This window comes from Marinobacter koreensis, from assembly GCF_023156285.1.
Classification (GTDB): domain Bacteria; phylum Pseudomonadota; class Gammaproteobacteria; order Pseudomonadales; family Oleiphilaceae; genus Marinobacter; species Marinobacter koreensis.
The window spans coordinates 609,739-634,189 of record NZ_JAKZAJ010000003.1 but is presented as its reverse complement, the minus strand read 5'-3'; the positions used below and the strand labels follow the sequence as shown (position 1 = coordinate 634,189).

Here is a 24,451-nt window from a genome sequence, read left to right as displayed (position 1 = left end):
TTGGAAGGTCGCCTCAAGATTCTCCACGTGACGTTCGATATGGGAATCGGGGGAACAGAACAAGTCATCCGGCAATTATTGACCCATCTTCCGAAAGACCGCTATACGAATGAAATCCTGTGCATCGATGGCAGGATTGGAGTGCTTGGCGAGCTTATTGCAGGGGAAGTCGGGCGTCTTACTAGCTTCACAAGAAAGCCAGGTTTCGATCTAACTTTGATTTGTCATATTCGAAGATATGTTAGAGAAGAGTCCATAGATATCGTTCATTGCCACCAATACACGCCATTCGTCTATGGGTGGTTCGGGACGTTGGGAACCTCCGCAAAGCTTGTTTTTACGGAACATGGTAGGTTTTATCCAGATCGTTACCGCTATAAGGCCGCACTCCTTAACCCTCTGATGGCGTTAACTAGTGATGCAGTGGTCGCAATTTCAAGAGCTACCAAGGAAGCGTTGGCAACCTATGAGTTTATCCCATCATGGAAGGTGCAGGTGATCTATAACGGTATCGAGCCTTTAATTACTGAAGACAATGATAAGAAGGATGTCCGTGAGGAACTGGGAATTAGAGCCGACGCCTTTGTATTTGGTACCGTTTCACGACTTGACCCCATCAAGAACCAAGAACTGATGCTGAGGGCATTTGCCCGGTTTTACCAGGTGCATCCGGATTCCATTTTATTGATCGTAGGCGATGGACCGGAGAAGGAGAACCTTTTAAATCTGGCCAAAGAACTACACATATTGGACTCAGTCTACTTCACTGGCTTCAGAGCGGTGCCAAGGAAATATCTCGCGACGATTGATGTTTTCTTGTTGTCTTCCCACAGTGAAGGGACGTCTATGACATTGTTGGAAGCGATGAGCCTCTCAAAACCAGTAATTGCAACTCGTGTAGGCGGTAATCCCGAGATTGTCCAAAACGATAGGACCGGCATTCTCACTGAGCCAAATTGCGTCGACGAGTTCTACAAGGCTATGGATCGTATTTATCGCAAACCTGATCAACGAGCCTCAATGGCACTGGCGGCTTTTCATCAATTTGAGGCGCGATTTTCAGCAATGCAGATGGCCACATCATATGACCATATATATCGCCAGTGAGAGGCCTTTTTGACGTAGAGTGTCAAGAAGCTGGCTGCAGCAGTGAGAACAATAAGACTTATTTAAGATAATTAACAGAATATTTTATTAAAATTAAATTTTAGGCCCGATTTTTAAGAAAAGAAGTCGAAAGCTGATATTTGGATAAATCTTTAGGGCACAATTTTTTATGTCGAACATTCGGTCAGCAATAATTTTTTCATCGATTTCTAGATATTTGCTCACTATTATCGGGCTAATATCTACGATGCTTGTGGCTCGTTTGTTGACACCGGAAGAAATCGGAACTTACGCTTTGGCTAGCGGGATTATAGTTATAATGGCGGAGTTTAAAATATTAGGCGCAGGGGAGTTCCTAATACGAGAACGGAACCTATCGAAGGAAAATATCAAGTCAGCGTTAGCACTAACAATTATTGTTTCATGGAGTCTGGGCCTCGCTATAATTATTTCAGCACCTTATGTTTCGGACTTTTATTCCGTTGAAGGTTTAAAAAACCTATTTTATATATTGTCAATAGGCTTCTTCTTTGCCCCGTTTATTAGCATACCATTTTCTATATTGACCAGAGACTTAAGGTTCTTGTTGTTGCTAAAGCTTCAAGTTTTCAGTGCATCTACAAACCTTTTAGTTACATTAGTTTTGATTTTCTTTGGATTTAGTTATCTAAGTTTGGCTGTTGGTCAGCTATCTAGCGTTTTGGTTCAGTTTATCATAATAAATATATTTATGAGGCCCAGTTCCATGACTTATGTACCGACCTTTTCAGGCATGAAGGTCGTGGCAAAATTCGGTGCGTTTAACTCTTCTGCCAATCTTTTAAAACGAGCGACAGTAGTCATGCCAGATTTGTTGATTGGTAAGTTCGGAACAACTTTCGATGTGGGGATATTTTCACGCGGACTGGGATTTATCCAATTTGTATCCCAAACATTAATAATGGGAGTTAATCCGGTAGCGTTACCTTACCTAGCGCAAAGCAAAAGAGATGAAGGATTAATAGAGGACGCCTATACGAAGTCTTCCGTTTTACTGGGTGCGTTGGTTTTGCCCGTTCTGTCTGTTTCGGCTGTGGCAAGCTTACCTGCAATACGGTTGTTTTTTGGGGACCAATGGGACTCTGCAGCGCCACTTGCATCTTGGTTAGCGCTATGGGCTGGCTTTCGCTCAATACATTGGTTTGCAAACGACGCATTTGTTGCAGTTTATCATGAAAAAGTCATGGTTTTTAAAGATTTATTGATATTCTTTACCCTTACGGTGGGTGTAATCTTGACCGCACCGAATCTCCTTGATATCTCAAAGGTATTTGTCTTAGGTGGGGCTTTTGAAATTGTCTTGACTTCAGTTTTATTAAAAAAGTATATCGGATTGACTTTAATAAATTTTTATAAAAAATATGCTAGCAATTTTGTTATCGCGAGCGCTTGTGGCCTTTTGACAATTCTGATATCCAAAGTTTACGAATTTGACACGGCTCAGCCATGGAAGCCAGCAATAGCTATATCTTTAATTATGCCGCCTTTTTGGATATTACTGTTATTTTTATTTAAAAATCCTTTGTTTTTGGAAATAAAAAAAATTGCTAATAAAATATTTTTTAAAACGTGACACTCATTATGAAATTTTCGCATTTAAAGTGTAAAACACTCAGAGGGGTGACAAAGCGAAACGGTTAATGTGTTTATGCTATGAAACGTAGCTTTCAGTTGGCCATTGTTTGACCAATCGTTTTAATTTTCCTTATCAAATATAACTGACCAATTGAAAAGACGCCATTGAAAACTGCCGGATCGGGGAAGTATTGTGTATTGTCGCCGAAGTATCAAAGCGATCCGGAGTTTCGGCTCACAGCCTTTACAAATGGGTCAAGGCAGTTAAGCCAATTAAGTCTGATGAACAACAGGCTGCCGCACTAGTCGAAGCCAAGAGCGTTATTTTTAGGCTGCGTGCCTTGATGCGCCGGATCGAAGACTAGCGGGATATCCTCTAAAACGGCCGCTCGGGACTTAGCTAGAGAGCCAGAGTGAAGTACCGGTTTATCAAAGATTGAATCGATCGCCACCAGTTCTTTAGACACTTTCCAGCCGTTCGTGGTGACTCTGCTCATACTCTACTGGCGACTAATGCTCCTTAGAACCATGGTGGCGTCGATTGTTATAAAACATCTCGATGTAGTCGAAGATATCGGCCCGGGCGTCATCCTGGCTGAGTCGTGTAGATTTTCCGCTTCACCCGCTCGCGTTTCAGCAACTGGAAAAAACTCTCGGCGACAGCATTGTCATGGCAATTGCCACGCCTGCTCATACTTCCCTCCAGACCATGTGCTTTGAGGAATGCACACCAGTCATGGCTGGTATATTGGCTGCCCTGATCCGAATGAATGTGCCGGCTTGCGACGCCAGAAGGCCATCAGCAGCGCATCCAATTAGGTCTTTTGTAATCTGTGCTCTGCGATGGAGGCGTAACTCACTCGGACTGTTTGGCGAAGTACGCCGCGGCTTTTTTAGGATGTCGCGTTTCGACTCCTTCTGCAACCGCCGAATTTCGGCTTGTTCATCTGCCTTGGCCTGACGCTGGCCGGCATCGAGGCCGTACTTCTTGATCCAGGCGTTGAGACTGTGGGTGGTCACCCGCAATCGATTGGCGACTTGGGCCACACTGTGGCCTCGATCCGTCACTTGACGGACCGCTCAATTTTAAATTCTTCAGGATAACGTATGCTGCTCATGGGCACCTCTCTGATAGCCATTTTTTATGGCTGAAAGGTGTCTAGCAAGCTGGTGGCGATTCACGTACCCTGGGCCAAGGCTGATGTTTTCGACTACATCGAGGTGTTTTATAGCCGGGTTCGACTCCATAATCCCCTCGGTGGCGTCAGCCCCAAGGCCTCTGAGATGGCCCATCTGAGGCTGGGGCATGCCATGTGCACCTGGGGAGCTTAGGTAAATGAATGCACACGCAGACGATGGCTTGGGCCGGTCAACAGTTTATAAGGTTCCTATTCTCCGTCGTCCAGCCCGGATAGGATAGAGTTAATTTCAATTTTCGCAATTCAGATTCATGTCAGTCGATTATGGCCCAAAAAATCTTCTAGCCCTTTTTCGTAGATAGATTTCATCTTCTGATTTCGTTTCTCAAAAGAAAATTTTTCTCTAGCTATTGAAAGACCAGATCTTCCCATTATTTCAATTTGTTCTGGATTTTCAATAAAGTATTTCATTTTAAAATATACTTCATTGGTAAGATAGTTGTGAAAATCCTCAGGAATATCTTTTAATATGCAAACCTTTCCATTTTTTATGAAAGAGTATTGCTCTGTTTCGATTAGAAAACCACTGACATTGTCCTGGATAATCTCGGGAATAGCAAAATGCCTCGTTGATATTACTGGAAGACCATAAGCGGAAGCCTCCAAAATAGCAAAGCCAAAAGCTTCCTGAAAGGTAGGCGAAACAAACACATCGGAGTTCGGCAATATTTCATTCAACATCGTATTTCTGTCAACTGGACCGAAAGTTATATCTGGATTGCTCGAGATCTTCAAAAAAAACCTATCTCTTAGTTCCTTGTTTTTTATTCTTAAATCAGGTGATGAACAAATATAAAGCTTTATATTATTAAACTCCTTCTGCAATTTCTCGAAGGCATCTACTACACTTGCGCCGCCTTTCAAAAAAAAATCACCACTAAATAGGAAGGTAATGTTTTTTTTGTTATATCTAACCAATGAATCTTCTACTCGACGCATGCAGGGATAGACAATGTCTACCTTTTTCAAAAAGTCTTCGTCAGTTATTTTTGCATAGGTTTTTAGAGTATTCGCACCAGCCTCACTTTTGAAGATGAGCTTAATGAAATTTTTACGTTTAAACAGAAGTTTGACTAGGAATACCTTAATAAACGGAGGAATTGGCATTCCCAAGAACGTGAAGCTAGTTGCTCCTGAAAAGCGGGCGGGGGTATAAATCCAGGGCTTATTTGTTAGAATAGGGAAAAGCGGCGCTTCTAGAATATCACAATCTTCGCCCTCAAAGAAATTTAGCACACCTTTTGCAGGACTTCGAATAAAGAAGTCAGTCCACTTTTTCTTACTTTTCACTTCAACGTACTCGATCCCTTCCGGTGGATTGGCCATAATTTCTTGCGCAATTCCATGAAGTTCTGTAATTCCAACTCTTATCATTTTCCGTTGTCCAAATCTATGTATTTAGAGAGAGCATTCTTAATTCTATTAATTCACCTATTATCTAATCTACCTTCAAAGATTCAGGCGGAGAAGGGGGGGTAGAAAGCGACTTGTATTCTACAGCACCCAAAGCGGAACCACTTGACGGTCTTTTGGTTCCGTAAATATCAAATGATAAGGATGATCCGCTCTTTCCGAGTGCAGGTGACGCCTCTTCTATTGAAATTAAAGAGTTATATAGACTGATTAAGGGGTCGGAGAATATGGATCGGTCAAATGAACTTGGAACACTGCCTGAATTGTTCAAACTTGAGTTCGCAATATAAAATATATTATTGGATCCGGAAATGTTGTCAGAATGATCGACTGAGGGGCTAAAGCTGTGGGTTTTAACAAACTCGGAATCATGAAAATTAGTACAGATGTTATCATTAAAGAAAACTTTAGCTGAATCTCCTGAGCCTCGTAATACGATGCATGCAGCGAGTGTATCTGTTTGTTTTTTAGAATCCCAGCCATAAACGGTATTATTCGAAATATAAACGTTACCGAGTAGACCATGGTCGGTCTGGTCTCCGACTACAATAGCGGAGCTAACATTCCCGCAATTAAATGAACAATCGGTGTCTATGGGTAACCCTACATTTATTAAAATATTATTTTCGATGTAAGTGTTTTGAGTCCACCCGCACGCAGACTCTACCTGAATTCCGGCACCGCCTTGGTTTTGGATTACGTTATCATGAATGCGCATGTTTGTTGATAGATCGCCACATTCGGTACCTGATCCAACGTTTTCGTCATAAAAATGTAATCCATTTTTTGCGTGATTATTTATTAGGAAATTCCAGCCCAATTCCCAAGAGGCTATAGTTTTATCATTTTGATTATCTCTTATTGTGAAATACGTTGTGTGATGAAGTTTTCCGGTTCTCGGACAACCATAGTCATGAATATAGTTGCCAAATACCTTAGCGCCTTCCACATGGTCAATGCCACCGCTTATTGCTCCCGCCTGCCCACTTGAGCACATTCCGGGCCTATCTGTTAACTCATTTCCTATAACCCGTCCCCAATCACTTGGAGTTATGCCGACGGTCCCTCGCTCGACGCACCCGTCTAAGGTTTCATCCGGACAATTCGACGTAAATACACTCAGTTTCGAAGAAACTATTCCAGTGGTTAAATACATATGTACGCCAATCTTTCCGTATAGCCTAGCTCTTGTCCCTGGGTAGGACGCATAAACAAACTGATTTTTTGTGTTTGCTTTGAATCCTCTATTGTTGTAAAAAACACGACCGGTTTGGTTGTCTCCGTAGGTATCTACATCGTGTATATATATTGTATCTCCAGCGGTTGCGATTCCATCGGCCTTCGCTACGGTAGCCCAAGGAGAGCTGAATGAGCCGTCGCCTGCCTCATCGTTTCCAGATTTCATTACGTGATAAATATTGCCACTTCTGACCGTGAACGGTAATTGGCTTGTTTGATTGTTAACGGTCACTTTAATTTCTCCAGCACCTGGAGCGGATTTTGGAATAGAAAAAGCGATTTCCTGCATTCTATGCGATTTAAAGAGATCTGAAGGCCCAGAAGGAAGATTTCCGTCTGCATTTTTCCAGTAGAAGACAAAGCCTTTGCGACAAACTGACGTTGAGTCGCAAAATTCGATTTTTGACTCATCTTGAGTTGATCCTAGGTTTTGTCCCCAAACGGTTACGACAACCCCGCTACCACGAGGATCTCCCAGTCCCACATCCGGCCCCGAAATTAGATCACTAAAAGCCAGTTTAGGCTGAAGAGCCAAGGCCGAAGGAATCACGCAAAACATAAGCAGCGCCGCTACAAAAAATCTAGGTAATGAGATATTTAACGAAGTGCTCAACATTTTCGGCCTCATTCTTATCATGGTGAGTTGAATAAAGTATAGTTCTAAATTCCCTGTGTGTTATACGCTTTTGTTTGGTATGGCTAGATCATTAAAATTAGTGGTTATTGCTATTCTGGAGTAATGGGTTGTCTCTGCTATGGATACAAACATTTTGTTTATTGCGCGCGGAAATTAGTTATTCGAGCGAGCTGCCGGCCTCCTATTAGGTGTGAAAAATGATGCTGACCTTGCTAATAAGTAGATTTCAAAGCAGATCGCTGTTGAAATCGTATTTGGTAGGGAACGAAATTTAAATTTAATTATAGATAATGATATGGTTAGTATAATTATCAATAATAAAGGTATTAAGAATTCATATGAGCTTTTAAATATCGCTGAGGCCATAAAATATACAACGAGGATAGAGTTTGTGATACTGGCGAGAGCGGTTTTAGAATTAATGAAATTACGAAAAGAGCTAATGTCATTTTTGCCATGCCAGCATTCTCTAAGAAAAAAATTTTTAATGGTGGTTGGATATCCGGTGTGGTAGGCAATCAATTTTTTGTTCTCGAGGATGTCAATTTTTAGTTGGCTTGCTCTGAGACAAAAGTCATAGTCTTCTGCAGTTTCCAGTTTGCGGTTGAAGCCACCAATTTTCTGGAAACATTTTTTTGTGGTTATTAAGTGACCGCTATTGATATAAGACGAATTTGAATTTTCAAGATTGGAAAACCAATTTTTCTCTATAAAAGATGATGAGGAATCTGGTAACAGGCATCTGCTTCCTGTTATGAAGTATCTTTTATCGAATACGTTTCGTAAGAAATTTTTAAATTCAAAAAGCCAGTCCTTTGAAAGATAGACGTCGGCGTCAATAAAAACTAAGTTAGTTCCTAGACTATGAAGAACGCCGGTGTTTCTTAATTCTGAAACATTAACATTTGGTTTGCTTAGACATCTTGCACCCATAGCACTTGCAACGCTTACAGTCCGATCGTCGGATCCATTGTCTACAACGATAATTTCATGAGCCTTGGTTTGCATAGCAAGGCGGATAGACCTTATACAGACTTGTATATTCGATTCTTCGTTTAAAGCTGGAATTATAAAGCTGATCATAATTTCGCACTTTCAGTTTGAACGATAACGTAGTGTTTTTGCTGGGTTCCCACCAAGGATCTCTTGACTTCCCGTCTCGTCAATAATTAAACTTGCGGCAGCTATAATGCATTGGGGGCCAACTGATTTTAAAATAGTAGAGTTGTTACCTATCCAGCAATCATCTCCTATGCATATTTTTTCGAAATATCCGCCTTGCTCCTTAATGGGCGTTTGGAGGTCTGTGTATTTATGTTGGTTTCGACCGCTTAGAATATGAACGCCACTACCTATTAATGTGTTTTGGCCAATTGTACATTTGCCAATATTGCACTGTGGACCAACGTATACGCCTTTCATTATTGTAGTATCTGCGTGAGAGAAAATTGTAAGAAAGCCAATGGAAATATCATCCGAGGTGTCTATGCACGCGAAACGATAGAATGCCGCCCGAATATAGATGCCGGTTTTGCCGGGAATGAGGCTGATCAGTTGGGAAAAAGACTGGAAGGTTCCGTCTTTGCTTCCGAAGAGGCTTAACATTCTGTAGAGCACATAGAGAGGCGCAACAACTATCAGAAAGGCCGTTTTGACGGTTCGTTTGATTCCATGGCGGATATTCATCAGCGATCCAACCTCGCGTTGAGCCAGTTCTTTTCCCGGGCGGGGTTGAAGTTCAACAGTCCTTTCGTCAGTCGTCCCAGCACTCGAAGGGCGATACCAGTCCACGTCAGGCGTGGCTCGTTTGGATGCCAGTATCGCCGGTTACTTTGCTCCGATTCCGTTTCAGGTTGCTTGAGTGCGAAAAAGGCTTGCGATTGAGAGCCGTGGTTTTGCATCAGGATGACCAGAATCCGGGTGTAATGGGCCTCCTGACTCTGTTGTAATCTTGCTACAACATGCTCCAGCCATTCGTCACCCTTTGCGGTGTAGGCCTTCGCTAACGGACGATCAAATTCGCGGGCCTGAAACACAATCATGGCTTTCCGGATGTCCTGAGCTGTCCAGGTATCGTTGGGAAACTCGAGGATGTCCGGGTTTTCCAGAAATGGCTTTTCGTTTTCTATCATCCAGCGGGTGTAGTGAATAAGCGAATCCCTGGAATAGGTGTAGTGTTCATCCCTCTGTCCAAGTTCCTGTTTGAGGCACAGGTATCTGATAAGGCCGGACAGCAGAACCAGGTAATGCCAACCGGTTTCTACGTCGAGCAGATTCCGTTTTTCGATATTATCGGCAGGGTGGATCGTTGCCTGTATCACTCGCTCGGCCTGATTCATCCATTCGGGTTTACCGGTCAGCAGCCAGGCGTCCAGCATCGCGTTGATGTAGTTCCCGGTGCCACGAGTGAATGGGTAGCGGTGTGACGTCGGGCGCTCACGGTTGAGCAGGGCTTTGAACTTTGGCAGATCGTTCTTTTTGACCAGAAGTATCTGTTCCAGCAGCCCACCAACTCCCTCATGGGCTGTTTTCAGCCAAGCCGCAAGGTCCAAGGCGGCTTCTTTGGAAGCAGGCTCGCCGGTCATTGTGTAGTGGTAGCGAAGTCCGCTCGTGTAACAATGTTCTGCGCCGGGACCACCCCCCGTTTGCCCCGGTGTGGAACTCGTATCGTTGTGCCGGCTGAAGGTGCGGTGTGTGGCCGTATGAGCGTCCAGGTAATGGTCGGTGTGCCAGAACAGCCCGTTATTGTATTCCGCGCGATCTTCCTCGGTGTGGTAGATATCAATGTCGGTGACGTGGCGTGCCAGGTCGTCCATCAACTCAAACCAGCGCCGGTCCCCGGTCAGGGCAAACTGCCGTGCAAAGCCGTAGATCGCGTCGTATTGATTGTTGTAGTGGGAAATATAGGGCGCTTCGCCGGGCTTCTGATAGAGCGTCTCGTGATCTGCAAAGACGTCCCCGAAATTGCGCCAACCATACTCGTCAATAACTTCGCGCTTTTGGAAAAAGTTGTCGGGGCCGTCTATCCCCTGGCGGAGGAGCGCTTCGAGCGGGCCCGGTTGCGCATCTGCTTTGAACCATGGGAAGGCCTCTGCGCGTTCAAAATGAGCGGCGGGAATGACCGGGACGATTGGGTGCTGTGTCCAGTCCAGGGCGCTGTTGTCACCTGTCAGGTTAAAATACGCGGTCTGGGTTTTTCGTTCGCCACCCTGTAATTCATAGGGCGTCGCCGAGTCTGCCGGAAACAGCGCGACTTGCAGTTCCTGGCCCCTTGCACTCAGGGCGCTGGGGAAGTTCTGCCAGAACTGTTTCACGCTGGCTTGTGCGCCGATCGACTTGCCCTGCAGCCCTATAATCGGTTCGGCTCTGAGTCCTTCGCGAATCGGGTTTGCACCGGAATACAGGCGATAGCCGCGAAAGCGGGTTGTCAGGTTTCCCTCTGCGTCAATGTGATTCCGGCTTTGCCAGTTCTCTCCGCCGCTCGAATCCTGGTAGAGCTTCAGCGCTGCCTCGTCGGGTTGGAAATAGGGTGTTTCTTCGGGTCGTTCTTTCACCCATGAGGTCTGCATTTCGGGAAATTCGGCGATGATGTCGAGGGATCGGAAATGAATCGATCCCGGATCACCAAGATCCCACAGCCCACCTGAATGCCTGGCGCGGTTCGGATTGTGGATGCAAAAGTCGACGGCGAGGGTCTTGCCCTGGTTGAAAAAGGTCAGGGTGCATCGATACCTGGAAAAGCGGTTTCCCTGATCGTCCGCCCATTCGCCCTCGGATTGCACCCGGGTATATACCGGCCCCTGTTCAAGCACGCGCCAGGGTTGGGCCTCCTTGATGGAGGGCGTTGCATGGGTACTATCCGACAGGCATACGCGATAGTGCCCCTCAGGCTCCTCTCCATCACCCCGGGATTGCCAGGCCAGAGTTCCATGCCGCAATTCGACCGAATTCGATCCAAGCTCAAGCCTGAGGGAGTTGTCAGTATTGGTATAGGACGGTGTCCATTCGGGCAACTGCGCTGGCCCACCGTCGGTGTGGAGGGCAAGGGTTCTGGTCTCGTTGGGTTGCAGGGATGTCAGTAAGGAGACTGTGAGCCAGCGGATACTGCCATCAGGCCAGAAGACGGTGGGAGAGGCCTGAAAAACCACAGGCTGATCATTGTCTGTCAGCCTGACATTTCTTGGGGCAAATATGGCTCCCCGTACCAGTGGCACGCCCACCTGGACCAGTTCGTCGAGATGATGGATTCCCCGGTCTTCTGCGAGGCAGATCTGTACTGCGTCCATTGGCATTACTTCTGGCTCTGGTCCGAAAATTGATGCGTGGTGGCCACACTCCCACTGCCTGCATCGCGCTGTGACGTGATGGTCAGCCTGGGCCTTAATGCGTTCAGGCCCTCAAGTTCTCTCTGGCAGGCGCGCTCTGTGCAGGGCCGCTGTACCGTGATGACAGCAAACCGGCGATAGCCTTTGAGCATGGCGGGGATCTGCAACAGTTTCGCTTTTCGGTAGGAATCTGTCTCGTAGCGACCGAGCTGGAACCATTGCCAGACAACCACCTGTTCCCTTGAATACAGGTTGCGATAGATTCGGATTCCGTGATCCAGGGATTTTTCTATCTGCCAGTTGCCACTCCGGATGGGAGGATGGAAATAGGGCACCAGCTTCTCATCATTATGCTCTTTGATTGACTGTGCCACGGAAATCCACGTCCCGGCATCTTGCCAGACGCTGTGGCGGAACCGGTCCGGGTATTCCAGGTTGATCGGAAGGCTCTCTGATGGCGCTACGGTGAACCCTGGGTCCTTCAGCGTCCATTCCGGAAGGGGATGGCTGATGGAGTTAGCCATTGCAACTGCCACTGGTCCGATCACGATCGCAATGAGGGCAAAACCTATACCCCGACGTTGGATGTTGACCGTGGCATTGTGATCGGTGGACTGCGAACGCCGGCGGACTGGCGAGAAGTAGAGCGCGGGTAGGACAAATCCAGCGAAAACGAGCCAGCCCATGGTCTCGTGGTCCGTCAGAAGATCGCTCTGCATCCGTGATTCATAGGCTACGATCACCAGGATGATAATTCGAACCCAGTTTGCCAGCAGTCCCAGAAAGGCTGCTGTAGCCAGGGTCAGTGTCCAGTCTTTGAGCTTTGCATCGTTCAGAATGGAAACCATGGTGCCCAGAAGAATGGCAATCGCAAAGTACCGGATGCCGGAACACCCGTCGGCAATCACAAGGCGACCATACGGAAGGCTGATGCTGTTGCCCTCTACCAAGACCGTCATTCCGAAAAGATGCACGGTTTGATTGACGACCAGACTGGCGAGCCTGACCAGAAAGGGCACGAAATCCGCCCAGACCGGTAGCGAGAGGGACAGCAAAAAGAGATAGGGAACAAATCGCCACGCCGGCCGGCTACCGAGCAGAACCCAGGCAAAAGAAGCCAGACCAACCGGTAGCATCAGAAAAGCCAGGGTATCAATACGAACCAGTTCAAGGATTCCCCAGGTCAGCACGACGAGGATAAACACTGTACCGGCGAGCCAGTTTGTTTTTCCGGACCTCGAAGTAAGCTTGTCAGCCGGGTTCCGTGGCGGATGGATAAGCAAAAGGCCGATAAAAATCAGCGCAGTAAACAGACCGTGTGCCAGCACCTGATCGAAGGCGAGCCAGCGTTCAATGAGCCGGAGCCAGGTGGGATAAAACAGCAGTAGACCGATCCCCGTAACCAGGAGGTAGGGCCGGGAGAAGGGCAAATGATCGAGAGTCTTCCTTAACATCGTCAGCACGCCTGATAAAACATCCTTTGCTCAGGATACTGTTTATTATTATGACATTACATAGCGTATCGAGACATAAAAAAAGCCAGCCGAAGCTGGCTTTTTTCGAAGGCCTGAATCAGGCTTTCTGGCGACGGCGCGCAGCACCGAGGCCGGCCAGGCCGAGGCCCAGCAGAGCCAATGTGCCTGGCTCGGGGACTGGCAGTACTGACTCGACCAGGACTACGAAGTCGGAATAGTCGTAGTCAGAATTCGGGAACATCAAGTCTTCCCAGGCGAGAATGAACTCACCAGAGTTGAAAGTCTTGTAGCTTGTGCCGCCATTGATATCCAGACGTGTTGCGTCATCACCGCGGAATGCAATCATGTGATCCGTGGTGTTGTTATGGTTCGCATCAGCGATACCGGCATTCAGCGCAGACTGTGAAAAGAATGTTCCATCTCCTGAAGAGAGATAGTAGCCAAAGCTGTCAGACGAGAAGGTTGCAGAACCGCCACCGCTCAGCGTGCTGAACTGATAACCGGCGCCATCCACCAGCAACTCGAGGTTCCCCTGCGGAGTGCAGGTTGTGTCGGCTGTGCCGCAAGCCGATCCGTCGAAAATCATCAGGCGGTTGTTTGTGTCGTTCAGGTCATAAATCCCAAACTGAGCGGAAGCCTCGAAGCCAGCAAATTCAAAGATCAGCCGGTTAACGGATGCGCCTGAAGATGTGATCTGCCAGACTTCATCCGGATTGTACTGATCATTGTTCACGTCATAGAAGGCGCCGCCTTCGGTCAGTGCGTCGAGGCCGTTCTGCAGGCTATTGGTAGAAACGGTGGTATTCGCTCCAGCTGTAGCCGCAAACGCGCCAAGACTGAGTGCAAGCAGCGTTTTTGTGAGTTTCATGGGTCTTTCTCCGGTTGTTTAGCTCTAATTCCCTGTAGTGCGCTTTGCAACCAGGCTGTCTCTTCTTGTTCTAGAGATCCTTGGCTTTCCGTCCCACCCTCGCGAGTGGTTTGGCATCCGACCGGGAATCGCCCCGATCCTCACACTGGTTAATGCGAGTTCCGTGCCAATTTATAACTAATTGAATATATGGGAGTTTAAGTGGGCGCCCGACGATGAGTGTAAAAAACATCGACAAGCTTAACGAAAGGGGCCGATGAATCCGGATTCATCGGCCCCTTAACTATCGTGGATGTAGGCGGGTTGTCAGGTTGCTTTACATTGCCTGTTTGACGGTATCGAGATGTGCCTCGATATCGGCGTTACCAGGTGCCAGTGCCAGAGCCTGTTCAATGTACTTTTGTGCGTTCTGGTGGTCTCCCTTCAGGTGCAGGATCCAGCCATAGGTGTCCAGAATAGCGGGGTTCTTTGGCTCCAATTTGCTGGCCTTTTGGGCGTATTCCCCGGCTTTCTCCAGATCGTCTTCCCGTAGCATCCAGGCGAGGTTATTCAGTGCCTTGGCATTGTTCGGTTGGCGCTTGAGAACTTCTTCATACTGGGCTTTGGCGGCCACATTCTGTTGCTGGTTCATGAGCCACTCGGCCCTTGCCATATGGGCGGCAGGGCTTTCCGGAGTTGCACTGAGCCATTCGCTGGTCAGCATGTCCAGATCAGAAGGCGACGTTGCCCGGGCCACTCCCACCAGGGAGGGCATTAAGCGGGTGTTTTTGGTGGCCTTCCACTGGTCAAGCAGATATTTGTAGGCTTCGTCCTTGCCATCTTTTGCCTGAAGCAGGGTGGCCCTGGAGAGAATGACAGCGGGTTGGTTTCCGAAGCTGGTTTCCACGCCATCCAGGGCCTTGAGTGCATCGTCGTATTTTTCCTGCATCTGCAAAAGCCCTACGGGGAGTAACGCGAAACCAAGGTTCTCCGGTTCCAGGGCAATGGCTTCGGCGGCTTTACCGCGGGCCTCGTCCCAGTTCTTGGCGTTGGCGGCAGCGCGGGCTTCAGCGACCAGTAGCCGGCCATTGGCGCGTTTGAGTGGCGCGCTGTCGGGATCCGAGTGCCGGTCAAGCAGCTTGCGGGCGTCCGCCAGATTGCCCTGTCTGATGTTGATCAGGGCCTGCAGGATGTCAGCGTTGGTCTTCAGCGGCGGATGGGCGTCCGCCACCTTGCCGAGCCAGGCTTTTACCTGGTTCATGTCGTGGTCCCGGGCGTATAGCTGGCCGGCCTGCTGCAGTGGCTGTATGGCGTTCGGTGTAATCAGCGCCGCTTTTACCAGAAGCTCAACGGCCTGGGATGTCTTGCCGGTCTGGGCGTAAAGCGTGGCCAGGGCAACCATGGGAGCCTGAAGCTCGGGCTTCTGGTCCACCAGTTTTGCCAGTCGTGTAACGGCGTTGTCCACATTGCCCAGCCGTGCATCGGCCATGCTGGCAAGCAGGATTGCCTGGGGTTCGTCGGCATAACCATTGAGGAGGGAGTCCCGAATCTCAGTCGCTTCCTTTTTCTCGCCCTGCTGAATCAGAAGGTTCAGGTAGGTGCCGGTGGTTGCCCAGTCTGCCGGGTTTGAGGTGAATGCCATCCGCAGTTGCGCGAGTGCCTGCTCCGGTTGATCAACACCGATGTAGTGGCGGGCAAGGGCAAGCCGCAATCGGACCCGATCGGGTTCGTTGGCCAGAACCTTGCTCAAACTGGTGATGCCTTCTTTGGCGTGTTCGGGGAGGCTCAGTGCCAGGATGCCATGCATGGCCAGGAGCTCGTTATCGTCCGGCCGGGCTTCGATCGCTCGGCTCAGGGTTTTGAGGGCTTCTTCCCGTTGGCCCTTGTCGATCTGGGCCATGGTCGCTGCGCGGATAAATTGCGTCGGCGTGGTCTCCGGATCCAGGTTTTCGGTCAGGAGCTGCGTACCTTCATCCAGTTCGCCGGAGCCGGCTTCCAGGGTGCCGAGGATCAATGCGGCAGACTGGTTGTCGGGGTTCAGTTTGAGCATATCCCGGAGAATCTTTTTGGCTTCGTCGATCTTGCCATCCTTGATAGCCGCGATGGCGGCTTCCGCCTGGGCACGGGCTTCGGTGTTCATGTTTTCCGCGAGAATCTTGTTGTACACCTGCGCCTCGGTGATACGGCCCTGTTCTGTCAGCACTCGTGACAGCGCGGAGAGTACATCTCGACGTACCGGTAGGAACACGTCCGAGCTGGGGACCTCGCCGACAGCATTGGTCAGGGTATCAGCTGCCGCATCCAGGTTGTTCTGTCGGTACTGGGCAATACCCTTCCAGTAGAGAACCTCTACGTTCGTCCCTTGCTTGCTGAGCCAGTCGTCGGCCGTCTGGACCGCGGTGGTGTTCTGGTTCAGGTTGATCTGGGTGTTCAGGAGGCCGCTGATGGCAGCAACATTGCTCGGGTTGGACGTGGCAAGGTTCTGGTAAAGTGCCAGCGCCTCGGCCAGTTGTCCCGACCGGCGAAGCGCCTCCGCGCGGATCAGGTCCGCCTCCAGTTGCTCTTCTGGAGATGCTGGCTTGTGAAGGGCCAGGGTTTCGGTTGCAGAGAGGTGCTTGCCCTGATTGACATAGGCGCGAGCCAAGGGCAGGGCGACCGTATCCGGAAAATCCTTGAGCCAGGGTTCCAGCAGTTCCGACGCTTGTTTGTTGGCACCGATGTCCAGGTAAAGCTCGGCAAGCTGCACAATGTAGTCGACGTTATCGGGCTGCATCTGGATGGCGTTTTTGACCTCAAGCAGCGCGGATCGATATTGGCCCTGGTCGGCGTAGGTTTCGGCCCGATTGATGTGCGACGCCGCCTCGGAATCGTCCGGCTGATTGTTACAGCCGGCAAGAAGCGGAAGGGTCAGTGTCAGAGCGAGTACGATTCTGGAGACTGCTGAGCTGGTGTTCCCTGTTTTCATTGATTTACTCCCCGAGCTTTCCGTCCGTGGCAGGGCGGTACTCATACTTCTGATGGTTCAGCTGTGGTGCTGATCTTGTATTTGTCAGTGAGGTTATACAGTGTGGGACGGGTCACCCCGAGCAGGCGGGCTGCCTGGGCCATATTGAATGAGGAACTCTGTAACGCCTGAAGGATTGCCTGCCGTTCAGCCTGTTCCCGCACCTGGCGGAGATTGATGTGCCCGCCATTGAGGGCTTCTCCGGAGCTCAGCTCAAGATCCTCGGCCGTCACGCGCTTTCCGTCCGCCATGATGGTCGCCCGCTTGACCTTGTTGATCATCTCCCGGACATTGCCAGGCCAGCTGTAACTGTTGATGGCGCTGATCGCTTCCTCGGTAAATGCGAGGTTGGTGCGGTCCATCTGCTTGCCGAGTGTCTTCAGGAGGTGTTGGGCGATCAAAAGGGCATCGCCGTCCCGCTCGCGCAATGAAGGCACGTCGAGCGTGATTTCACTGATCCGGTAATAAAGGTCTTCCCGGAAATCGCCGCTGTCGATCAGTTGCCGGACATCCCGATGGGTCGCACACACCACTCGAACATCCACCGGGATTGGCTTGATGGAGCCTACGCGATCGACCATACGTTCCTGGAGAAAACGCAGCAGTTTCGCCTGCAACGCCATGGGCATATCACCGATCTCGTCCAGAAACAGGGTGCCGCCATTGGCACTCTCGATCTTACCCTTTTTGCTCTGGGTCGCTCCGGTGAAGGAGCCTTTCTCGAAGCCAAACAGCTCACTTTCCAGCAGGTTTTCGGGAATGGCGGCACAGTTGATGGCCGCGAAGGGCTTGTCGGCACGGGGGCTGAGATCGTGCAGCGCTCGAGCCAGTAGCTCCTTACCAGTACCGGTTTCTCCGGTGATCAGCGTGGTGACGTCGGTAGGCGCCACTTTCTCAAGTGTGCGGCAAATGGCAAGCATCTGAGGACTGGCGGCGACAATGCCTTTAATGCTGGTGCCGTTCCGTTGGCTGGCCAGATCCCGGTTTTCCCGTTCCAGCTCGGCCAGGCGAAATCCCCGATTCACAACGAACGTCAGAATGTCCGCATCCAGGGGTTTCTGGTAGAAATCGGACGCACCCATGCCAATGGCACGGACGGCATTTTCCTTATCTTCTCGGCCGGTGACGACAATAACCTTGGTCATCGGCGCGAGTTTGAGAATGTCTTCCAGCAGGGCAAACCCTTCCGTGGCACCCCCTGGATCGGGTGGCAGGCCGAGGTCGAGGGTGACAACATCCGGTTCGGTACGTCTCAATGCTGCCAGCGCTGATTCACGATCGGAGGCAACGGTCACCTCCAGTTCATCACTGAAGCACCAGCGCATCTGACTCTGGAGGCCCGGATCATCTTCTACGATCAGTAGTCGTCTGGTCACAACTGCAACAAATCCCTTGTTATGTACTCTGTTATGGCATCGAAACAGCCTGTTTCGATGGTTCCTTACACCTGATTCTTAACTGAACATTGGCAGTTTGCAATGATCAGTTGGATTAAACGTGAAAACCGCCAACTAATTGACGTCTTTGGCCGGGCTTCCTGTGCCAGTCATTGACCATTCCGTGGAATCTGACGGTTTGAAAGTGGTGTCGGTATCCACCGCCTCAAGCGGAATGCGCACAGTGAAGCACGAGCCCACCCCGGGCTCGCTGGTTACGTCGATATTCCCGCCCAGTTGTTGAACGTATTCCCGGGCCTGATAGGCGCCAATGCCCATGCCGGTCAATCCCTTGGTGCTTTCAAACGGTTTGAACAGCGATGTATTGATGAACTCTTCGCTCATGCCACTGCCGGTGTCCTGGATGAAAAGCACCACGCTGCCGCGGGCACGTTTGACGTTCAGGGTGATTTCGCCGGTAGGTGGTGTGGCATCCTGCGCATTCTGTATCAGATGGCCGAGCACGCTCCGCAATTGTTCGTAATCCGCACGTACCATCGCAGGGAGCGGATTTCCCACCAGCGTCGGGGCTGGAGACTGATGGCTGTATTGGGTAACGAGCCCGCGTGCAAGCTCACTCAGATCGATGCTCTGGTAGTCGGTATCTTCAAGGCCCGCAGGCTTCCGGATGTGATCGACCAGGTTGGACATCTTGCGAACAGCATGCTCCGTGGTGTTGATCATGTCGTCGATGAAGGCGGGGTTGTTCCGGTGCTTTGGCGCATTCTTGACCAGCAGGGATAGCTGGGCGATCAGCGTTTTCAGGTCGTGCACCATGAATGCAGAGGCTTTGCTGACCGCCTCGAACTGCATGGCCCGGGAGAGTCGATGCTGGGCATCCGCCTGGGCAAGGAGGTTGCAGGACTGGCGAGCAACGACCTTGATCAGGTCGAAGTTTTCCCAGTTCAGCTCGACTTTGGCATACGAGTTGCCAATCATGGCGATGCCGTAGAGATCGTTGCCCAGATAGAGCGGAATGACCAGCCAGGCCTCTGGGATTTTTGCGATCGAATCCGGAATTTCGAGCAGATTGTAGCTCAGAGGGTCGGCCCGGTATTCGTGCAGGTCCACGATCCATTCCCGCTCTTCGAACAGGCGGACCAGCTCGCAATCGCCATCTATGCTGGTGAACTTGGGCATGGACAGGTTTACGGACGATTTCAGGGAATAGGCGCCCTGTTCGTCCTTGACCCAGACGGCGCCGGCATTGCTCTCCACCAGCCCTGACAGGATTCGGATGACGCGTACTGGAAGCGGTGGGTCGTCACTGACATTGGCCAGTTCCCGGGTCATCTTCAGCCATTCGTCACGATAGTCGTACTTGTAGTCGAAGAAATTCTGGCTGATCAGCACCATGAGTTTGGCCCGCAGCCGCCGGGAAAGAACCAGTGTGGCGAGGAAGGCCAGGGCGATGGTCAGGAAAAGTACCTGAAGGGCATCGCCCCAGTCACCACCGAGTATGCGCACGTAGTAGCCGCCGATGGCCAGGAACAGGAGATATCCGCCGGCGAACACCAGGGTGCCGGCGTGGAATACAGCGGACCGGGAGAGTTGAAAATCCACGGGCTGTTTGCGGGTGTTGACCACGTTAACCGCAAACAGCGGCACCAGAAGTGCGTTGACCAGGCCTCGGGCGTTCCAGAAAGCGGCATCCACGTGGCCAAAGAGCAGGGCATCGGCGTACATGAAAAAGTCGAAGGCAAAGATCGTGGCAATGCCGATGCAAATGTATTTGATGCTGGAGCGGCCAAAACTGGGAGAGTTGCGCCAGATCTGCTCAATCAGCGACAGCCCCAGCAGCGTCAGAACGATCTGGCCGAGGACCTTGGTTTTGCCGCTCAGGATTTGCCAGCTAAGCACGAATTCGAGGACGGCAAATCCAACCAGCAGTACGATGAGAGAGAATGTCGAGATTCCGAGAAGTTTGCGTAGCTGGGTGTGGGCGTTGCCTTGCCGGGAGGCGTTCCGTAGCAGGGCAAACAACAGCGTGATCCAGGACCCGTCCCGGAGCAGCTCCAGCAGGTACCGGATGGTGAACCCCGGCGCGCCCCAGAGGCTCTGGGTCACCAGTGCCCCGGCCCACAGGGTGGATACCAGCCCGGCAAGGAACAGTGCCTGGTCGACGTCCCGTCTCAGGTAACGCGCAGCAACCAGCATGGCCAGCAGGCCGAAGGCCAGCGTTGCCGCACCGTAACTGATCAGGCTGAAATCACTGAGCATGTTCGCTTCCTGCGCTTTGCCCGACTGGTCCCCGACGTCTTGTCAGGTGGCTACACCGGGCTCTTGTTGTTCCGGTAGAAACGGAAAATTTCCTGCAGCGGTCGCCTGGGCTTGAAGTTGAACTCCCGGGCGAAGGCTCTGCCGTCGATTACTACAGGATACTTGAAAAACGCCATGAGATACGACGGAAAACGCCGCATATTGAGCGTTCGAAGGATCAGGCTGGGCACAATCGGGGGGATGGACGGGATCGGAATACGTTTGCACCCGCACAGGCGCAGTGCGTGCTGGTACGCCACCCAGTCCTGGGGCGCCACGTTAAAGACGCCACGGACCGGCTTCTTGTAGGCGAGCACGATGGCATCGGCCATGTCGTCGATGTGAATGAACTGCATCATCGGCGAAAAGCCCGCCAGCACCGGGGCACGCTCGCTCGCCAGTAGTGTACTCATGGTGTTCCGGACGCCCGGTCCGACGATATTGCAGGGGCGCAGAATGGTGATGTTGAGGTCCGGATAACGCCAGAGGTAGATGTTGGCGAGGTTCTCCAGTTCTACCGAATCCACCAGATCCGCACTGAGCCCCGCGGCCTTGAGTGGCGCGGACTCATCGATCAGGGCCGGATTGTAGGCCACCGCTCCGTAGACGTGGTATGTGGAGAGCACCACCACGCGTTTGATGCCGTACTTGTGGCTCAGGTCCAGTAATTTCTGCGTGCCCAGGACGTTGGCATTGTAGCGGCGCATCCGGGTGAGCTGGCTGGACTGGATCCGGCCCAGGTGGATCACGCCATCGAACTGGTAACGCCGGAACAGGTCCTCGAACACGCGCTTGTTGAAGTCGATGCAGTAGCTGGGGATGTCATCGCCCAGGTAGACCTGTTCGCGGAAATCCACGGCAACGAGATCGCAGGTGTCCCGGAGTTGGTCGATGACCTGTTGGGCCAGCGCCCCGGCGGCACCGGTGACCAGAATATGTGGGCGTTTTGGAGTCGTCATCAGAACAGCTTTTTCCTCTCGCTCAGTCCTTTATCGATCAGGCGGCTGATTTCGGCCTTCACCGTCTCGACCCGTTCGGTCACCAGTTCTTCGGGAATTTCCGTGTTGTCAAAATACATGGGGGCTCCGAAATTCAGGTGCACCTTGGCGGGCAGCACCGCGGGCAGGGCGACCGGGGCATACGGAATGCCAAGCGCTTTGGCCAGCGGTTTGATGTTGGCGATGGCCGGGATGGTTTCTTCGCATCCCACCACGCCAACCGGCACGATCGGCGCGTTGTACTTCATTGCCAGGTGCATGAAGCCGTTCCCGAAGCGCTTCAGTTGATAGCGGTCTTTGTACAGCTTTCCGGAACCCCGGATCCCCTCCGGAAACACGATGACTGCTTCGTTGTTGGCGAGCATCTTTGCACAGTTGACCGGATCCCCGAGTACCGCCCCCATCTCATTGAGCAGGTTGCCGAGCCAGGGAACCGTTGGAAAGAACCGTTCGATCATGGCCCTTGGGATGCGCGGCTGTTCGGGCCGGGAGGCAAGGGCATAACCAATCAGGAGCCCGTCGATCGGAAGCTGCCCGCTGTGGTTGGCGATGATCAGGACCGGTCCTTCAGCCGGAACCTGTTCGACACCATGGGCTTCCACGCGGAAATACTTTTCGTAGATCTGCCGGGTGAGGGCGAAGCCGTATTTGATGGCCTCGTTGTTGTAGCCCCAGGGATCGTAGCCCAGCGAGCCGATCGGTTTGCGGATGCGGTTGATGTGTTTGTCGATGTCCGCAGGGATCAGTTTCGACTTCAGGTAGGTGGCCAGGCTCATTCCTTCTCCACGATTATTTGCGTCCGATGAGTACACCCAGGGTGTGGCTTTGTCCGTTATTCAGCACGCGGTAGTCGCCCGCTGCATTGGCGGTTTCGACACAGAGCATGGTCTTCCAGGCATTATCCGGAAAATCCGAGAGAGTTCGGGCCTTTTCCGGGCCTGGATTCCAGACCACCGTTGAATCGCTGCCAACGGGCGTGAGCCGGCGGCTGCTCCCGGGTGTCACCACCTTTAACGGTTCGCCGCTCTCGTAGATCCGGTCGGTTTCTCCATCGAAGTACACCGGCCCTTCCTGTGGTTTGTACTCCCAGTTGTCGAGGGTGTCGATGTACTGGCTGTAGCCAAGCCCCAGAACCCGCGTGCAGGTGATGTCCGAGGTGGGCAGGTAGGTATGGAGCGCCTGGCTGAATGCCAGAGGCTCATCTGACAGGTTGGTGGTGGTGAGCGCCAGCTGGCAGCCCCGAACCGAAAAGTGAAACGTCAGCAGCGCCAGCGCCCGGCCTTGCCATTCCTCGGCAAAGTCTTCATTGGCATCCAGAGACAGGCTGATTTCGATCTCGTGGGCGCTTTCGCGCACGTCCTCAAGCTTCCAAAGGGCGGTTCGGGCAAAGCCGTGGGCCTTTTCGGACAGGATGCGCTTTCGCACTTCCGGGGGATTTTTCTGCGGACTACCGAACCAGGGCCAGCAGACGGGAATACCGCCACGGATGGCACGGCCCGGTTCAAATCGGGCCGTTTCACTGAGCCAGAGCCACTCCGGTTCGCCGCTGGGGGCAAAATGCGTGAGGTGTGCGCCCTGCAGGAACAGGGTTGCCCGAAACAGGGGATGGTGAATAACCAGTGCTTCAAGATGGCCAATGGTTGCCCAACGGGTGAACGACCATTGTCCTGGCGACAATGCCCGGGAGGGGCGATGACTGCTCTCTGACATGGAGGATCGACTTACGGCTTGGTTAAGTGTATCTGCTTATGACCAGAGTAAATTAAAACTGACCGTCCGGCGAGAATTGTGCCTAAAATAGCGTCGATTTTTGAGGAGACGCGCCATGGACCAGCCCAAAGTAACACCGATACATCCTCCCGTTCTGAACTCGACCGGGCAGTTTATGGATGCGGTTGCCGGCAGTGACGTCGAGGTTTTCGATAACGCGAATTCAGTGCCTGCTCCGGTTTCTGATGAGTGGCTTGACCAGCTTGCCTCCGGCCTCAGCGAATCGGGCTGGATGTCCCTTGATGTCCGCGAACGCCTTGGCGATCCCTTGATTCAGGCGTTGAGGGAGGAGGTCGCGATTCTCGATCGGACGGATGCGATGAAGCGCGCCGGTATTGGCCGGGGGACCGATCTGGTCCGGGATCGGTCGGTGCGTCGCGACCGGATTGCCTGGCTTCAGGGCTTCACCGCGCCGCAGTCACAACTGTTCGAGTTCCTGGGCGCCATCCAGCAAGGGCTGAATCAGCGTTTGTTTCTCGGTCTGAAGCGGTTTGAGACGCACTACGCCACCTACCACCCCGGTGACTTCTACAAGCGCCATCTGGACAGCTTCCAGGGGCGTGCTTCCCGGGTGGTCAGCCTGGTGCTCTATCTGAATGAGGACTGGTCTGCGGATGACGGAGGTGAGTTGCAGGTGTTCAACCAGGACAGCGACAGCGAAGTGTGCGGACTGGTCCTGCCCGAAGCGGGGCGGATGGTGCTGTTCATGAGCGAAGAGATACCCCACGAGGTACTGCCGGCGAATCGCACGCGATACAGTCTTGCCTGCTGGTTCCGGCAGGATGAAGTGCCGCTCCCCCTTTAGATTTCCGGGCGTAGCTCGATTTTCCGTTGTAGTCCCGGAACCCTTTTGCTAATATGCGCGCCGCTTTCGAGGGAAACCCCGAAACGCCGTTATGGTGGCCCCATTGGTGCCTCCGCAACATGAAACCGTGAACCCGGTCAGGCCCGGAAGGGAGCAGCCGCAGCGGTGGATATGTGTGCCGGAGATTTGCTGATGGGGTCACCCCCAGTTTTCCCCGCTGTTCCCAGTCCCTGAGATACTCTCCGTTTCGAGCGCGATGTCCGGCGTTCAGCACTCATCTTTGCTTCTTATCAAAGCGGGTCCATGCTAAGGTTAAGCCCATT

The 24,451-nt window shown here is 51.7% G+C and carries 17 protein-coding genes, 1 other RNA gene, 3 pseudogenes and 1 riboswitch; of the genes and pseudogenes, 6 read left to right on the top strand and 15 right to left on the bottom strand.

Annotated features, from left to right (window positions below; translation table 11 throughout):
- From MLD04_RS11210 to MLD04_RS11200, 3 genes and pseudogenes are all read left to right on the top strand, one after another.
- Positions 1 to 1,107 carry a glycosyltransferase family 4 protein gene (locus tag MLD04_RS11210; protein WP_248158202.1) on the top strand — a complete coding sequence of 369 codons (1,107 nt, stop codon included), beginning with the start codon at positions 1 to 3 and terminating at the stop codon, positions 1,105 to 1,107.
- Between the two features lie 169 nt (positions 1,108 to 1,276).
- The gene (locus tag MLD04_RS11205) at positions 1,277 to 2,719 is read left to right on the top strand and encodes an oligosaccharide flippase family protein (protein WP_282451839.1); all 1,443 of its coding nucleotides are present in this window, start codon (positions 1,277 to 1,279) and stop codon (positions 2,717 to 2,719) included.
- 202 nt (positions 2,720 to 2,921) lie between these two features.
- Positions 2,922 to 3,083, top strand: a pseudogene (locus MLD04_RS11200) (transposase); the annotation flags it as partial.
- A gap of 148 nt (positions 3,084 to 3,231) precedes the next feature.
- Here the strand turns inward: MLD04_RS11200 and MLD04_RS17775 are convergent.
- Together MLD04_RS17775 and MLD04_RS17770 are read right to left on the bottom strand one after the other, a co-directional pair.
- Positions 3,232 to 3,536 (bottom strand): annotated as a pseudogene (locus MLD04_RS17775) (DDE-type integrase/transposase/recombinase); the annotation flags it as partial.
- Positions 3,537 to 3,693: 157 nt separating this feature from the next.
- Positions 3,694 to 3,741, bottom strand: a pseudogene (locus MLD04_RS17770) (hypothetical protein); the annotation flags it as partial.
- A gap of 135 nt (positions 3,742 to 3,876) precedes the next feature.
- On the opposite strand from MLD04_RS17770, the gene MLD04_RS11190 reads away from it, so the two are divergent.
- A complete protein-coding gene (locus MLD04_RS11190; protein WP_248158291.1) occupies positions 3,877 to 4,053 on the top strand; it encodes a hypothetical protein in 177 nt (58 codons plus the stop codon).
- 116 nt (positions 4,054 to 4,169) lie between these two features.
- On the opposite strand, the gene MLD04_RS11185 is transcribed toward MLD04_RS11190, so the two are convergent.
- The 13 genes from MLD04_RS11185 to MLD04_RS11125 all read right to left on the bottom strand — a co-directional run bounded on the left by MLD04_RS11185 (position 4,170) and on the right by MLD04_RS11125 (position 23,263).
- Positions 4,170 to 5,294, bottom strand: a complete 1,125-nt coding sequence (locus tag MLD04_RS11185; RefSeq protein ID WP_248158198.1) for a glycosyltransferase family 4 protein — start codon at positions 5,292 to 5,294, stop codon at positions 4,170 to 4,172.
- Between the two features lie 64 nt (positions 5,295 to 5,358).
- Positions 5,359 to 7,188, bottom strand: a complete 1,830-nt coding sequence (locus tag MLD04_RS11180; RefSeq protein WP_248158197.1) for a hypothetical protein — start codon at positions 7,186 to 7,188, stop codon at positions 5,359 to 5,361.
- A gap of 174 nt (positions 7,189 to 7,362) precedes the next feature.
- Positions 7,363 to 8,292, bottom strand: coding sequence for a glycosyltransferase (locus MLD04_RS11175; RefSeq protein ID WP_248158195.1), 930 nt, complete (start codon positions 8,290 to 8,292; stop codon positions 7,363 to 7,365).
- A 12-nt stretch (positions 8,293 to 8,304) separates the two neighbouring features.
- Positions 8,305 to 8,895 (bottom strand): acyltransferase, encoded by a 591-nt coding sequence (locus MLD04_RS11170; RefSeq protein WP_248158193.1) that lies wholly within the window; start codon positions 8,893 to 8,895, stop codon positions 8,305 to 8,307.
- Positions 8,895 to 11,495 carry an RIFT barrel domain-containing protein gene (locus MLD04_RS11165; RefSeq protein WP_248158191.1) on the bottom strand — a complete coding sequence of 867 codons (2,601 nt, stop codon included), beginning with the start codon at positions 11,493 to 11,495 and terminating at the stop codon, positions 8,895 to 8,897. Before MLD04_RS11165 ends, MLD04_RS11170 begins: the two co-directional genes overlap by 1 nt.
- Positions 11,496 to 11,500: 5 nt before the next feature.
- Entirely contained in the window at positions 11,501 to 12,988 is a 1,488-nt protein-coding gene (locus MLD04_RS11160; RefSeq protein ID WP_248158189.1) for an exosortase/archaeosortase family protein, read from the bottom strand.
- 118 nt (positions 12,989 to 13,106) lie between these two features.
- Positions 13,107 to 13,877 carry a PEP-CTERM sorting domain-containing protein gene (locus tag MLD04_RS11155; RefSeq protein WP_248158186.1) on the bottom strand — a complete coding sequence of 257 codons (771 nt, stop codon included), beginning with the start codon at positions 13,875 to 13,877 and terminating at the stop codon, positions 13,107 to 13,109.
- A 42-nt stretch (positions 13,878 to 13,919) separates the two neighbouring features.
- Positions 13,920 to 14,002: riboswitch (cyclic di-GMP riboswitch) on the bottom strand.
- Positions 14,003 to 14,193: 191 nt separating this feature from the next.
- Positions 14,194 to 16,821, bottom strand: a complete 2,628-nt coding sequence (locus MLD04_RS11150) for a tetratricopeptide repeat protein (RefSeq protein WP_248158185.1) — start codon at positions 16,819 to 16,821, stop codon at positions 14,194 to 14,196.
- Positions 16,822 to 16,862: 41 nt separating this feature from the next.
- Complete coding sequence (gene prsR, locus MLD04_RS11145) at positions 16,863 to 18,236, bottom strand: PEP-CTERM-box response regulator transcription factor (RefSeq protein WP_345799617.1); 1,374 nt, start codon at positions 18,234 to 18,236, stop codon at positions 16,863 to 16,865.
- Positions 18,237 to 18,371: 135 nt separating this feature from the next.
- Positions 18,372 to 20,516: an XrtA/PEP-CTERM system histidine kinase PrsK gene (prsK, locus tag MLD04_RS11140; protein WP_248158183.1), complete on the bottom strand. Its 2,145-nt coding sequence runs from the start codon at positions 20,514 to 20,516 to the stop codon at positions 18,372 to 18,374.
- A 50-nt stretch (positions 20,517 to 20,566) separates the two neighbouring features.
- Entirely contained in the window at positions 20,567 to 21,514 is a 948-nt protein-coding gene (locus MLD04_RS11135; protein WP_248158181.1) for an SDR family oxidoreductase, read from the bottom strand.
- Entirely contained in the window at positions 21,514 to 22,329 is an 816-nt protein-coding gene (locus tag MLD04_RS11130) for a lysophospholipid acyltransferase family protein (protein ID WP_248158178.1), read from the bottom strand. The genes MLD04_RS11135 and MLD04_RS11130 overlap by 1 nt, the downstream gene beginning before the upstream one ends.
- 13 nt (positions 22,330 to 22,342) lie before the next feature.
- Positions 22,343 to 23,263 (bottom strand): D-hexose-6-phosphate mutarotase, encoded by a 921-nt coding sequence (locus tag MLD04_RS11125; protein ID WP_248158176.1) that lies wholly within the window; start codon positions 23,261 to 23,263, stop codon positions 22,343 to 22,345.
- A gap of 115 nt (positions 23,264 to 23,378) precedes the next feature.
- On the opposite strand from MLD04_RS11125, the gene MLD04_RS11120 reads away from it, so the two are divergent.
- Together MLD04_RS11120 and ffs are read left to right on the top strand one after the other, a co-directional pair.
- Positions 23,379 to 24,128, top strand: coding sequence for a 2OG-Fe(II) oxygenase (locus MLD04_RS11120; RefSeq protein ID WP_248158175.1), 750 nt, complete (start codon positions 23,379 to 23,381; stop codon positions 24,126 to 24,128).
- Between the two features lie 101 nt (positions 24,129 to 24,229).
- Positions 24,230 to 24,326: signal recognition particle sRNA small type (gene ffs / locus MLD04_RS11115), an RNA gene on the top strand.
- Positions 24,327 to 24,451: the final 125 nt, after the last annotated feature.